The organism is Amycolatopsis pigmentata (genome assembly GCF_042684065.1).
Lineage (GTDB): Bacteria > Actinomycetota > Actinomycetes > Mycobacteriales > Pseudonocardiaceae > Amycolatopsis_E > Amycolatopsis_E pigmentata.
This window is the reverse complement of the sequence record NZ_JBHUKR010000004.1, coordinates 1,021,806-1,034,518: the sequence shown is the minus strand read 5'-3', so window position 1 is coordinate 1,034,518 and position 12,713 is coordinate 1,021,806. Positions and strand designations below refer to the sequence as shown.

Here is a 12,713-nt window from a genome sequence, read left to right as displayed (position 1 = left end):
GGAAAGGGAGTGTTCATGTCCACTGCCGCGGCACTGCCGGGAATCGGCCGCCCACTCGACGACCCGGCGAGCCTGGGCCGTGCCCTCGACGAGTTGCTCACCACGCGGACCGAGCCGTCCGTCCTGCTCGCCCTCGGTGAACCGACTCACGGAATCGAGGCGTTCCCGTTGCTGCGCAACGAAATCCTGGCTCACCTCGTCGAACGCGGGTACCGGTCGATCGCGTTGGAGACCGATTTCTTCGCCGCCTCCGTTGTCGACGACTACGTGGCCGGGGCCCCGGCGGAGGTCGACACGGTACTCGCAACAGGGTTCAGTCACGGATTCGGCGCTGTGCCGGGAAACCGTGAACTCGTCGAATGGCTCCGGGAGTACAACGCCGACCGTGAACCGCAAGACCGGGTTCGCTTCTACGGTTTCGACGCGCCGACCGAGAACTACAGTGCGCCCAGCCCCCGACGAGCGCTGTTCTCGGTCAACGACTACCTGCCCGCCACGCTGCGGCCCGAATCGGTTCGCGACCTCGACGCGCTGCTCGGCGATGACCGGGAATGGACGAACCAGGCGGCCGCGTTCGATCCGGCGGCATCCGTCGGCGACTCCGAGCGCGCTCGTGCCCTGCGTATCGTCGCCGACGATCTCACCAGTGTGCTGCGCCGCGCGGCGCCCGGACTGCGTCCCGCCGACCCGGAGGGCTACGACCACGCCGTCGCCTCCGCGCGCACCGCGCGGAGTCTGTTGCGCTACCACGCCGCCATGGCCAGTGCCGGGCCCGATCGCATCGCGACCCTGCTCAGCGTGCGCGCCGAGATGATGGCCGACAACCTGCTCGCGATCGTCACGCGGGAGCACCAGCGCGGACCGGGCCTGGTGTTCGCGCACAACGTGCACCTCCAGCGTGGACGGTCTCGCTTGACCGTCGGTGAGGACGAAGCGAGCTGGGGGAGCGCCGGCGCGCTCGTGGCACTGACCCTCGGCGAGCGTTACGTGTTCGTGGCAAGCGACGCCAGTCCGGACAGCGAACCGGGTACTTTCCAGCACGCGTTGGCCGCGGCGACGACCCGCCGCACCCTGTTCCCGGCACCGGCCCTGCGTGCCGCGCTTCCCCCGTCGATCGGTACCGGCGAACCCATCGTGCGCGGCCATCTCCCGTTCGATCCCGCCGACCTGGACGGCGCGGACGCCGTCATCTTCATCGCCGACACCGACGGCGAACGGCATCAGTACTGGTAGCGCCCGCGATACGCCAGACTCGGCACCCTGGGCCCGGACGGCAAGATCGCGCAATTAGTTACGGCAAGTTGATTAAAGTGTCTTGATAAGTCTATGGTAACTATCGTGACTGTGGTCAAGGTGCCGTCTCGAGAGTCCGCCCAACTGGCGGGCCAGCTGAAGGTCGCGATAGGACGCGTCGCGCGCCGGTTGCGCCAGGCGCACGAGGTGGGGGAGTTGACGCTGTCGGAGGTTTCCGTGTTGTCCCGGCTCGACCGGGAGAGTCCGCTTCCGCCGGGCCTGCTCGCCGAAAGCGAGCGAGTGCGCCCGCAGGCGATGGCCGTGACACTGGCCGCGCTGGAACGGCGGGGAATGGTGGAGCGCACGCCGGACCCGGACGACCGGCGGCGGGTGCTCGTCGTGCCGACCGAGGCCGGCCGGGCGGTGGTCAGGGACCGCCGCTCGGCGACCGTCCAGCGGCTGGCCCGCGCGCTGGACGAGGAGTTCACCGACGCCGAACGGGGCGAGTTGCTGGCCGTCATGTCCCTCCTGGACCGGCTGGCGGAGCGGTTGTGAGCGGTGAGGACGCCGCCGGGCGTTACAAGTGGATCGCGCTGTCGAACACCACACTCGGGGTGCTGATCGCGACCATCGACGGCTCGATCGTGATCATCTCGATGCCGGCGATCTTCCGCGGCATCGGCCTGGATCCCTTGGCGCCCGGCAACATCGGTTACCTGCTGTGGATGATTCTGGGCTATCTCCTGGTTTCCGCGGTCCTGGTGGTCGCGCTGGGCCGGCTCGGGGACATGTTCGGCCGCGTCCGCATGTACAACGCGGGATTCGCGATCTTCGCGCTGGCATCATTGGCGTTGTCCCTCGATCCGTTCATGGGCGGGCCGGGCGCGCTGTGGCTGATCGGATGGCGGGTGGTCCAGGCGTTCGGCGGCGCGATGCTGACCGGGAACTCGGCGGCCATCCTGACCGACGCGTTCCCGGCACGGCAGCGCGGAATGGCCCTGGGCATCAACCAGATCACCGCGCTGGCCGGTCAGTTCCTCGGCCTGCTCGCCGGCGGGTTGCTGGCCGCGGTCGACTGGCACGCGGTGTTCTGGGTGAGCGTGCCGATCGGCGTGGTCGGCACGTTCTGGTCCTACCGCAGCCTTCGTGACGTCGGTGTGCGGCGCCCGGCCCGCATCGACTGGGTCGGCACCACGACGTTCACCGCGGGTACCGGACTGCTCCTGGCCGCGATCACCTACGGCATCCAGCCTTATGGCGGCAATGCGACGGGCTGGGCCAGCCCGCGAGTGCTCGGTGGGCTCGCGCTCGGTGTGCTGCTGCTGATCGTGTTCTGCGTCGCGGAAACCAGGGTGGCCGCGCCGATGTTCCGGCTGGGGCTGTTCCGCATCCGCGCGTTCGCCGCCGGGAACATGGCGGCGCTGCTGCTCGCCGTCGCCCGGGGCGGCATGCAGTTCATGCTGATCATCTGGTTGCAGGGGATCTGGCTGCCCCTGCACGGGTTCGCCTACGAAGACACGCCACTGTGGGCCGGGATCTGCATGTTGCCGCTGACGGGGGGTTTCCTGCTCGCCGGACCGATCTCCGGGTACCTGTCCGACCGGTTCGGGGCGCGGCTGTTCGCCACCGGTGGCCTGGTCATCGTCGCCTGCGCGTTCGTCGGCCTGGTCACCCTGCCCGTCGACTTCTCCTACCCGGCGTTCGCGGGCCTGCTGGTGGCCTCCGGTATCGGCCAGGGCATGTTCGCCGCGCCGAACACCTCCGCGATCATGGGCAGCGTGCCCGCCGCCGAACGCGGGGTGGCGTCCGGGATGCGGTCCACCTTCCAGAACTCGGGGACTTCGCTGTCCATCGGGATCTTCTTCTCGCTGATGATCGCGGGCCTCGCCGGGACGCTGCCGGGCACCCTCGCCACCGGATTGCACGCCCAGGGCGTACCGCTGGCCACGGCGACCAGCGTGGCCGCGTTGCCTCCGGTGAGCACGCTGTTCGCGGCCTTCCTCGGCGACAACCCGATCGCGCACCTGCTGGGCGGCGGCGTGCTGCGCACCCTGTCACAGCACAACGTCGACGTGCTCACCGGCGGCAGATTCTTCCCGGAACTGGTCTCCGGACCGGTCCACAACGGACTCTTCACCGTGTTCACCGCCGCCACGATCATGACGCTTCTCGCCGCCGTGGCCTCGCTGGCACGCGGCCCCAGAATGTCCACATCGGAAACCGGCGCCGAGACCGCGCCAGTGGCGATCGTCGCCGATCCGACAACGCCGGCCCAGGGCCGGAGAGGGGAATACTGACCCATGGCCGGCACCGCCCTGCTCGTGATGGACATCCAAAACGGCATCGTAGGACGATTCGGAGAGGATTCCGGCTACCTGCCCCACCTGCGCCGCGCGATCGACGCCGCCCGCGCCGCCGACCTCCCGGTGATCTTCGTGCGCGTCGGCTTCCGCGAAAATTATCCCGAAGTCAGCAGCCGCAACAAGGCCTTCGCCGCTGTCGCGCAGTACGGCGGCTTCACCGCCGACGCTCTCGAAATCGCGCCAGAGGTCGCGCCCGAACCCGGCGAAATCGTGGTCACCAAGCGCCGGGTAAGCGCTTTCACCGGAAGCGATCTGGACGTCGTACTGCGCGCGGCCGACGTGGACACCCTGGTGCTGACCGGGATCTCCACCAGCGGCGTGGTCCTGTCCACCCTGCGCCAGGCCGCCGACCTGGACTTCGGCATCACCGTCCTGTCCGACGGCTGCCTCGATCAGGACGAGGAGGTGCACCGGGTGCTCGTCGAAAAGGTCTTTCCCCGGCAGGCCGACGTCATCACCATCGACACCTGGATCGAAAAACTCTGAGGTAGCCGCATTCGATTCGGGCTGTGGGGTTCGCGCGCGGCGAGCGGTCTTCGCTGAGAGTCCCCTCCCAACACACTCTCACGCCACCACCAAGATCCTTTGCTTCCCGCTCGGCAACTCGATCTTGCCGAGGTCGCCTCCGCGAGCGAATGGTCCTTTCGTTCCGTTGAAGCTCACCCGAACGTGTATAAACATGTGTTCGATATGCGGGTAGACTGGGCGCATGGCCGCCGCATTGACTCCTGAGCACGTGTCCTCGCTGAGTGACACGGCGGTGCTGGATGCGTTGCGGGAAGTGGAGATCCGGCGTCGTCAGCGGTATCGAGACGAGCTTGTCCTGGTGGCCGAAATCGAGTCGCGGGGTATCGCGACGAGCCGGGGTGTGCATATCGAGACGTCCGCACTGCTGCGGGATATGTTCAACCTCAGTTCCCCCGAGGCGCAGCGGATCGTCGCCCACGCCGAGGCGTTATGTGGTTCGGTGACGCCCACCGGGGCCCGCATCGGCCCGCAGCTTCCGGTGGTGGCCGATGCCGTGGGCGACGGGGTGATCTCGCCTGGACATGTGGAGGCGATCCGCAAGGCCGTCACCGGCCTGCCGGACACCGCCTCCCCCGAAGACCGGGCGATCGCGGAAAAGATCCTGTGCGAGGCCGCCATCACCAGCGAACCGTCCCACGTCAAACGACTCGGCGAGGAGATCGCGCTGCGTCTGGATCCCGACGGCGACGAGCCGAAAGACAAGGACCTACTGCGTCCGCAGCGGCGACTGGATGTGCAGGAGACCCGGGACGGCCGCGTGCTGGGCCGGTTCGACCTCGACACCGAAACCGGAGCACTCCTCACCACCCTGCTCTCCCCGCACACCGCGCCACAGCCCACAGAAGACGAGCCCGATCGACGTTCGCGCAGTGAACGTTACGGCGATGCGTTCCGCGACATCCTCACCCTCGCCGCCCAGTGTGAAAGCACGCCGAGTGAGGCGGGGGAACCGGCCACCTTGATGGTGAGCGTGACGTTGGAGGAGTTGAAGTCAGGGATCGGGCACGGGCTGGTGGATGGCTACTGGAACCTCTCCGCCGCCCAGATCCGCCGCATCGCCTGCGACGCCGCCGTGGTGCCCGTGGTACTCGGCTCGAAGAGCGAGATTCTCGACATCGGACGCGCCACCCGAGTCGTCCCTCGTGCTATCCGCCGGGCGCTGATCCGCAGGGATCGCGGTTGTTCATTTCCGGCGTGCGCGAAGAAGGCCAAGTGGTGCCAGGCGCACCACGTGCGACACTGGGCGTGGGGCGGCCCGACAGCGCTGGACAACCTCGTCCTGATCTGTGCCCGCCATCATCAGGTGATCCATCATTCGGAGTGGGAAGTCCGCATCAGGCAAGGACTTCCGGAGTACCTTCCACCGTCCTATGTGGATCCCGAACGCAGACCACGGCGCAACACCTTACATGCCATGCGCGCATAAACCGCACCCATAGACGGTCCTCACTACAAAAGCACAAATTCGATCACGGGCAACCGTCGCATCACGCGCATGTCCGGGTTCCGGCGACGTGCGCTTGATCTGGTGGAAGGGCGCTCTGTGCGCGATGTCGCCGCGTCGCCGGGCACACGTCAGGTGTCAACCAAATCCTGGGCAGAGCCAAACGCTGAACTGGCGTTCTTGCGCTGATTGGCATTGAAGCGCGCCTTCTTCTGACGGTTCCCGCACGTGTTCATGTCACACCATTTGCGGGTGCGGCTTTGGCTGGTGTCGAAGAAGGCGGCTCGGCAGGTGGGTGATGCGCACAAGGCCAGTTTTCCGTCTCGTTCGCCCGCGATGATGCTGATCGCGTCGGCGGCGATCACGCTGAGGGCGTCTTCCACGCAGGAAGCCGAGCTGAGCCGCCATCGCCGATCGCCCTCGGGCGTCAGGACAGCCGCGGCCCGGCCCTCAATGCTGCACTTGTTGATGACTTGGACAGCAGACGCGGGGAGCGCGTCCTGGATCGCGGTCGCTGTCGCGGCGGCGTGAATGGATTCCCTCAGTTCCCGAGCGAGGTCGAGTTGGGCGGGAGTGCAGGAGTCCACGGCGAGGCCGTTCACGGCCAGCCAGTCGACGAGTCGCTGTGGCGTGGGAATGCGCTCGACGGCCGCCGAGTGGTCGGACACCGAAGACAGTCCGTTCGAGACGATTTCCCGGGACCGCGTTCTGGACGACGTCACGCTGTATTGGCTGACGCGGACCGGCGCGTCGTCGGCTCGCATTTACTCCGAAAGTCACAATTCGCTCGATCCCGGACTTCGCGTCGACGTACCGTCGGCCATCACGATGTATCCCCGTGACATCGAGAAGTGCCCGCGCGCCTGGGCGCGGGAGCGGTACCGGCGGATCGTCCGATGGGGGTCACCGGAAATCGGGGGACATTTCCCGTCGCTGGAGGTTCCCGGGTATTTCGTCGAAGATCTGCGCGAGGGCCTCGCGGCAGTGCTGGCCGCTCCTCGGTGAACGCGGCACGCGACCTTGCCGGCACGGTGGCGAATCGCCGTGGATCATCACCAGGAAATCACCGATCGCGCCGGTTTGACTCCCCGCATCGGAGCGCTATTCTGAGCTTCTTCTCGTTATCCTGAAGAATCGCCGGTAATGACCGCTCTGTTCGCGCCACGACGTCGTGAAGGACGCCCTGTCCGGGAAATGCGGGATGGAGGTGCCCGTGCAGTGATCGTCGAGCAGGTGGCACGAGACCGCGCCGCCAGTGGCTGGCGCCTGTCCGCGACCGTGCGCACCGAAGCGAGACCCGTGGGGCGAATGCTGCACTTCATCCTGCGCGGTGGCGAACCGGACTGGCTTCCGGAGCGTGGAGACGCGTTTCTCGCGGCCTTGTTGATGCCGGCGATGCGCTTGGGTGAGGACCTGGTGCTCGACGCGCCGGTATCGCCCCGCCTGCTGCGCGCGAGCAAGTCGGTGATGGAGGTCTACCGGGCGTGGGGGCACGGGCTGGTGCCCGTGCGAGTGGAGGCGCGGGGCAGGCTGTTGCGTGACGAACCCGAGGGCGTCGGGCTTTTCTTCACCACCGGGGTGGACTCCTTCTACAGCCTCTTCAAGGACGGTGAACTGCGCGCGGACCCCGGGCACCGTCCGATCACGGACCTGCTCTACGTGAACTACGAACGGCGGGCGATCCGGGGTTACGAGATGGTGCTGCGGCGTCTCAGGCGCGTCGCGGGGCGGACCGGTTGCCGCACCGTCGTGCTGGACACGAACGTCCGGGAACTGGCCGACCCGCTGGTCCCTTGGGAGCACTACCACGGTGCGGCGCTCGCGGCGGCGGCGCTCGCGTTGCAGGGGCGGCTCCGTCGTTGCCTCATCGCGGCGAGCGAGGACTACTCCTGTCTGTCGCCGCTCGGTTCGCACCCGGCCCTGGACCCGCTGTGGTCGACCGAGCGTCTGGAAATCGTCCACGACGGAGCGGAAGCCACCCGGACGGACAAAGTGGAACGGATGCGTTCCGTCGCCCGCGATGCCAGGACCCGTGGAAGCCACGACCTCGCCGAGGCCGCCGAACAGGCTGTCCGGCGTGCCCAGCTGGGCATGGAGACGGGAGCGTGGTGAGCCGATGCGCCGGAATGTTCGAAGAGCTTGCGGGAAAAAGATTTTCTGGGCACGTGCGAGCGCGGCCCGGTTTTTCGTTCATCAAAAAGAAAAGCACCCAATCGGGGGAAGGTCGGTCCCGGGAACCGTTGCTAACCTGACCCCGGGACGCGAACTGGGGTCGTAGCTCGCGTCTCCTGTCAAGAACTGGGGTCCACCATATTCACGTCCGAAATGGCGTGAAATTCAGCTGTGGGGGAGTTGTGTCTTCGTGGTCGATCTGGTGACGTCCGCCGAAATCGCGGACGCCTTCGCCGGAATCCGGGACGTGGTCCGGACAACACCGGTCCTGCCCTGCTCGGCGTTGCCTTCCCGGACGCCGCTCCTGCTCAAGGCGGAACACACGCAACTACTGGGCTCCTTCAAGATCCGGGGCGCCCTGCACGCCGTCAAGGCCGCCGGAAAACGGGCGCGCCGGGCCGGTGTGGTGGCGTTTTCCAGCGGTAACCACGGCAAGGCGGTGGCGTACGCGGCGAAGGCGCTGGGCGTGGCGGCCACCATCGTCATGCCGGTCACCGCTCCCGCGGTCAAGGTGGAAGCGGTGCGGGCGCTCGGTGCCACCGTGCACCTCGTCGAGCCGGAAAAGCGGGAAACGCATCCGAAGGAACTGGGGGAGCGGACCGGTGCGGTCGTCATCCACCCCTTCGACTCGCGCGAGGTCATCGCCGGACACGGATCGATCGGGCTGGAGTTACTGGATCAGGTGCCCGGCTTGGGCACGGTGCTGGTGCCGGTCAGCGGCGGCGGGCTGATCAGCGGCGTCGCGGCGGCGGTGAAGGCCCGGCGCCCCGGGGTGAGGGTCATCGGTGTGGAGCCGGAACTCGCCGCCGACGCGGCCGAAAGCCACCGCCTCGGCAGGCTCGTCGCCTGGCCGGAGGAGGACACCGGCCGCACCATGGCGGACGGCCTCCGGGCGGACAGGCTGGGTGAACTGCCTTGGGATCACATTCGCATGCTGGTCGACGAGATCGTCACGGTCTCCGAGGAGGAGATCGCCGACACCCTGCGTCAGCTCGCGATGGCCGCGAAACAGCTGGTGGAGCCCTCCGGCGCGGTCGCCGCGGCGGCGATGGTGCACCGGAGGGCCGCGTTGCCCGCCGGAGGGGCCACGGTGGCGATCCTCTCCGGGGGCAACGTCGCGCCGGGGCTCGCCGCCCGGGTCCTGGCCGGCGGGCCGGACCGTCCGGCAGAGCCGGCCCGGCCCGCCGCATCCCGGGGAGTGGCCACCTCCTGACCGCTCAGTCCTCCAGGAGGTCCTCGATCCGGATGGGGATGTGGCGCACCCGGATGCCGGTCGCGTTGTAGAGCGCGTTGGCAATCGCCGCGGCCATCCCGACCACTCCGATTTCGCCGAGTCCCTTCGCGCCGACGGCGTTGTGCAGCGTGTCCGGGTACTGGACGAAATGGACGTCGATCTCGGGGATGTCCGCGTTCACCGGGATGAGGTAATTGGCGAAGTCCGCGTTCGCGAACCGTCCGTTCGCCTCGAGTTCCAGCCCCTCGTGCAGCGCTGCCGAGACGCCCCAGATCATGCCGCCGGCGAGCTGGCTGCGAGCGGTCTTCTCGTTGATGACGCGCCCGGCGTCGAACACGCCGAGCATGCGGGAGACCCGGGCCTCACGGGTCCACCGGTGCACCCGCACTTCACAGAACTGGGCGCCGAACGAACTGAACGAATGCTTGGTCATTTCCTCGCCGGGCGCCGACGAGCCGCGCGCGGAGATCGACGAGTGGTCCATTTCCCGCAGCAGTTCGCCGAACGTCATGGCCCGGCCGCCGGCGTGCACGCGACCGTCCGCGTAGGTGACCTCCCTTCCCTCGAAGGGCGCGCCGGGAGACGACGCCAGGGTCTGGAGGTCGTCGATCACCTTGGTCGCGGCGATCATGATGGCCGTACCCGCGCTCGCCGTGGCGGTCGAGCCGCCGGACATGCCCCCGGCCGGGAACGCGGAGTCGCCGAGGCGCGGAGTGACGCGATCCGGTGCGATGTCAAGCGATTCGGCGCCGATCAGCGACAGCACGGTCAGCAGGCCCGTGCCCGGGTCCGCGCCACTGGTCGCGACCACGGCCGAGTCGTCCGCCCGCAACGTGACCTCGACCGTCGCCGGGAAGCGCAGGGCGGGGAACATCGCGGTGGCGGTGCCCATGCCGACCAGCCAGTCACCGTCGGTGCGGCCGCGCGGGGAACGGTCCGCCCAGCCGAATTGCGCCGCCCCGATGCGGAAGCACTCGTCGAGATGCTTGCTCGACCACTGGAGGTCCTTGCCGGGCGGCGCGGTCGAGTTGTTGCGCAGGCGCAGTTCGATCGGGTCCATCCCGAGCGCGACCGCGAGTTCGTCCATCGCGCTCTCCAGCGCGAACGAACCGGGCGCCTCGCCCGGCGCGCGCATGAACGTGGTCTGCGGGATGTGCAGTGGCACCATTTTCTGGCTGATGGCCAGATTCGGGGTGGCATACCACTCACGCGAGGTGCCGAACGAGGTCGGCTCGACGAACGAGCGGTCGGCCGCCGTGGTGCACCACGAGTCGTGCCGGACCGCGACCAGGGTGCCGTCGCGTTCCGCGCCGAGGGAGATCTTCTGCATCGTCTCGGCGCGGCCCGCGGTGGCGGTGAAAACCTGTTCCCGGGTGAGGGCGGCCTTCACCGGCCGGCCGAGGGCCCTGGCCGCGGCCGCCGCCAGGAACGCGGGCGCCGAAGTCCGGCCCTTACCGCCGAAAGCGCCGCCCACGAAGGGGTTCACCGCACGCACCGACGAGAGATCCTCCCCGAGCGCGCCGGCCAGTTCGGCCGCCTGGAGATCGGATGCCTGATTTCCACTGTAGACAGTCAGGCCCTCGTCGTCCCACACGGCGACCGCGGAATGCGGCTCCATCGCGGCATGATGCTGGCTCGCCGTGGCATAGGTGGCTTCGACGACGACCGGACTCGCCGCGAGAGCGTCCTCAATGGACTCGACGCCGGAGGCGAGGACCGTGAGGGTCTGGGGCGAGCCGTTGAAGGCGGGCGGTGCGTCCTCGGCCGTGGCCAGCCCGTCCCGCAACGAGGTCAGGGCCGGACGCTGGTGGTAGGTGACCTCGATGAGCGCCGCCGCGTCCCGCGCCTGCTCGAAGGTTTCCGCCACCACGAAACCGATCGGCTGACCGTAGTAGGCGACTTCGCGGTTCTGGAGGGGAACCCACGTCTCGCCCATCATGGGCGAGGCCGGTGTGCTCAACTCCAACGGATCGAAGGGCGAATACACGCCGAGCACGCCGCGAGCGCTTTTCGCGGCCGTGACGTCCATGGCCGCGATCTCGCCGTGGGCGATGGTGCTGAGCACCACGTAGCCGTAGACCATTCCGGGCATGGTGCGGTCGAGCCCGTAGCGGGCCTGGCCGGTCACTTTGAGCCGGCCGTCCATCCTGCTGACCATCAGCGGCTCCCCCTGGTGAGGTCGGTCAGTTCGAGTAGCGCGCGGAGTACCGTCCGCTTCAGCAAGGTCACCTTGAAACCGTTGTCCGACAGCGGTTTCGCCCCCTCGGCCGCCAGGGAAGCGGCTTCCGAGAAGGACTCCTGGATCGCGGGCTTCCCCCGCAGGGCCTCTTCGACAGCGGTGAGCCGCCAGGGCACGGTCGCCACGCCTCCGACCGCGACCCGGGCGTCGGCAACGTGTTCGTCCTCGATGTCCAGCGCGACCGCGGCCGAAGACACCGCGAACTCGTAGGACTGCCGGTCCCGCACCTTGACGTAGGTGGACGTCCGGGCCCAGTCCAGCCGGGGGACATGGACTTCGGTGATGAGCTCGCCGGGGCGCAGGTCGTTCTCCACCTCGGGGGTCCGGCCTGGCTGACGGTAGAAATCGGCCAGTGCGACGGTGCGAACCCCCTCCTCACCGCTCGCGAGCGTGACCTCCGCGTCGAGCGCGACCAGCGCGACCGCCAGGTCGCTGGCGTGCGTCGCCACGCAATGCTCGCTCGTCCCCAGCACGGCGTGGTTGCGGTTCGCTCCCGAAACAGCCGGGCATCCGCTGCCGGGCAGCCGTTTGTTGCACGGCGTGGCCACATCACGGAAGTACGTGCACCGGGTGCGCTGCAACAGGTTTCCGCCGATGCTGGCCATGTTCCGCAACTGCTGGGAGGCGCTCTGCAACAGCGCTCGCGAGATCACCGGGTAGACCCCGGGATGCCGGGCGACGTCGCTCATCCTTTCCAGCGCGCCGATCCGAAGCCCGTCACTGGTGTCGATGCCGCGCAACGGCAGCCCGTTGATGTCCAGGACGTGTTGCGGCGTGGCGACGTCGAGCTTCATCAGGTCGACCAGGGTGGTGCCGCCGGCCAGGAATGTGCCTTGCGAGGCGAGAGCGTCCTCGACGGTCGCCGGCGCGGTGAGTTCAAACGGTCGCATCGGCCTGCCTTGCCTGCTCGATCGCCGCGACGATGTTCGGATAGGCCGAACAACGGCAGAGGTTGCCGGACATGAACTCCCGGACGTCCTCGACGTCCTGCCCCACGGCGGAGACCGCCGACATGATCTGGCCGGGCGTGCAGAACCCGCACTGGAGGGCGTCCTGATCGACGAAGGCCTGCTGGACCGGATGCAGCCGGTCCCCGTCGGCCAGTCCCTCCACCGTGGTCACGTTTTCCCGTACCGTGGCGGCCAGGGTGAGGCACGAGAGCACCGGCCTCCCGCCGACGTGCACCGTGCAGGCGCCGCACTGACCGCGATCGCAGCCCTTCTTCGGGCCGGTGATCGCGAGGCGCTCGCGCAGCGCGTCGAGCAGGGTCACACCGGGCTCGATCTCCAGGTGCTCCGTCCTGCCATTGACTTCGAGTGAGATGTCCACTGGTCTCTTTCCCGCAGATGGTCCCCAACAGGAGCGGAACCGGATATTCATCCGCTCCCCTCGGTCCCGAGGCTAGCGGATATCAATCCGCTTCGCAATGACGTATCCCACCCCGGAGCAGCTCCAGCTCTGCCGGGGGTTTGCAGTAAATTCAGGCAGGGAAAGCGAAAT

General features: G+C 68.1%; 11 protein-coding genes and 1 pseudogene. 8 read left to right on the top strand and 4 right to left on the bottom strand.

The window, feature by feature from the left end; genetic code table 11:
* Window positions 1–15 precede the first annotated feature (15 nt).
* From ACFSXZ_RS06470 to ACFSXZ_RS06450, 5 genes are all read left to right on the top strand, one after another.
* A complete protein-coding gene (locus ACFSXZ_RS06470; protein ID WP_378262244.1) occupies window positions 16–1,233 on the top strand; it encodes an erythromycin esterase family protein in 1,218 nt (405 codons plus the stop codon).
* Window positions 1,234–1,338: 105 nt separating this feature from the next.
* A complete protein-coding gene (locus ACFSXZ_RS06465; protein ID WP_378262242.1) occupies window positions 1,339–1,788 on the top strand; it encodes a MarR family winged helix-turn-helix transcriptional regulator in 450 nt (149 codons plus the stop codon).
* Window positions 1,785–3,530: an MFS transporter gene (locus ACFSXZ_RS06460; protein WP_378262240.1), complete on the top strand. Its 1,746-nt coding sequence runs from the start codon at window positions 1,785–1,787 to the stop codon at window positions 3,528–3,530. The genes ACFSXZ_RS06465 and ACFSXZ_RS06460 overlap by 4 nt, the downstream gene beginning before the upstream one ends.
* 3 nt (window positions 3,531–3,533) lie before the next feature.
* The gene (locus ACFSXZ_RS06455) at window positions 3,534–4,082 is read left to right on the top strand and encodes a cysteine hydrolase family protein (RefSeq protein WP_378262238.1); all 549 of its coding nucleotides are present in this window, start codon (window positions 3,534–3,536) and stop codon (window positions 4,080–4,082) included.
* Window positions 4,083–4,305: 223 nt separating this feature from the next.
* Window positions 4,306–5,550 (top strand): HNH endonuclease signature motif containing protein, encoded by a 1,245-nt coding sequence (locus tag ACFSXZ_RS06450; RefSeq protein ID WP_378262236.1) that lies wholly within the window; start codon window positions 4,306–4,308, stop codon window positions 5,548–5,550.
* A 149-nt stretch (window positions 5,551–5,699) separates the two neighbouring features.
* Here ACFSXZ_RS06450 and ACFSXZ_RS06445 read toward each other — a convergent pair whose 3' ends face one another.
* Window positions 5,700–6,236: a CGNR zinc finger domain-containing protein gene (locus ACFSXZ_RS06445; protein WP_378262234.1), complete on the bottom strand. Its 537-nt coding sequence runs from the start codon at window positions 6,234–6,236 to the stop codon at window positions 5,700–5,702.
* Between ACFSXZ_RS06445 and ACFSXZ_RS06440 the strand changes: the two are divergent.
* The 3 genes and pseudogenes from ACFSXZ_RS06440 to ACFSXZ_RS06430 all read left to right on the top strand — a co-directional run.
* Window positions 6,217–6,573: pseudogene (locus tag ACFSXZ_RS06440) on the top strand (epoxide hydrolase); the annotation flags it as partial. The gene ACFSXZ_RS06445 and the pseudogene ACFSXZ_RS06440 sit on opposite strands and share 20 nt — an antisense overlap.
* 213 nt (window positions 6,574–6,786) lie before the next feature.
* Complete coding sequence (locus ACFSXZ_RS06435; protein WP_378262232.1) at window positions 6,787–7,680, top strand: hypothetical protein; 894 nt, start codon at window positions 6,787–6,789, stop codon at window positions 7,678–7,680.
* A gap of 250 nt (window positions 7,681–7,930) precedes the next feature.
* Window positions 7,931–8,953, top strand: a complete 1,023-nt coding sequence (locus ACFSXZ_RS06430) for a threonine ammonia-lyase (RefSeq protein WP_378262230.1) — start codon at window positions 7,931–7,933, stop codon at window positions 8,951–8,953.
* Window positions 8,954–8,957: 4 nt separating this feature from the next.
* Here ACFSXZ_RS06430 and ACFSXZ_RS06425 read toward each other — a convergent pair whose 3' ends face one another.
* The 3 genes from ACFSXZ_RS06425 to ACFSXZ_RS06415 are packed head-to-tail and all read right to left on the bottom strand — an operon-like array spanning window position 8,958 to window position 12,542.
* Window positions 8,958–11,132 (bottom strand): xanthine dehydrogenase family protein molybdopterin-binding subunit, encoded by a 2,175-nt coding sequence (locus tag ACFSXZ_RS06425; RefSeq protein WP_378262228.1) that lies wholly within the window; start codon window positions 11,130–11,132, stop codon window positions 8,958–8,960.
* Complete coding sequence (locus ACFSXZ_RS06420) at window positions 11,132–12,103, bottom strand: FAD binding domain-containing protein (protein ID WP_378262226.1); 972 nt, start codon at window positions 12,101–12,103, stop codon at window positions 11,132–11,134. Before ACFSXZ_RS06420 ends, ACFSXZ_RS06425 begins: the two co-directional genes overlap by 1 nt.
* Window positions 12,090–12,542, bottom strand: a complete 453-nt coding sequence (locus tag ACFSXZ_RS06415) for a (2Fe-2S)-binding protein (protein WP_378262224.1) — start codon at window positions 12,540–12,542, stop codon at window positions 12,090–12,092. The genes ACFSXZ_RS06420 and ACFSXZ_RS06415 overlap by 14 nt, the downstream gene beginning before the upstream one ends.
* Window positions 12,543–12,713: the final 171 nt, after the last annotated feature.

What these genes read in the sequence shown, in the direction of transcription:
- ACFSXZ_RS06420 (WP_378262226.1), bottom strand. Translation starts at nt 12,103, where the DNA reads ATGCGACCGTTTGAACTCACCGCGCCGGCGACCGTCGAGGACGCTCTC.
- ACFSXZ_RS06425 (WP_378262228.1), bottom strand. Translation starts at nt 11,132, where the DNA reads ATGGTCAGCAGGATGGACGGCCGGCTCAAAGTGACCGGCCAGGCCCGC.
- ACFSXZ_RS06455 (WP_378262238.1), top strand. Translation starts at nt 3,534, where the DNA reads ATGGCCGGCACCGCCCTGCTCGTGATGGACATCCAAAACGGCATCGTA.
- ACFSXZ_RS06450 (WP_378262236.1), top strand. Translation starts at nt 4,306, where the DNA reads ATGGCCGCCGCATTGACTCCTGAGCACGTGTCCTCGCTGAGTGACACG.
- ACFSXZ_RS06470 (WP_378262244.1), top strand. Translation starts at nt 16, where the DNA reads ATGTCCACTGCCGCGGCACTGCCGGGAATCGGCCGCCCACTCGACGAC.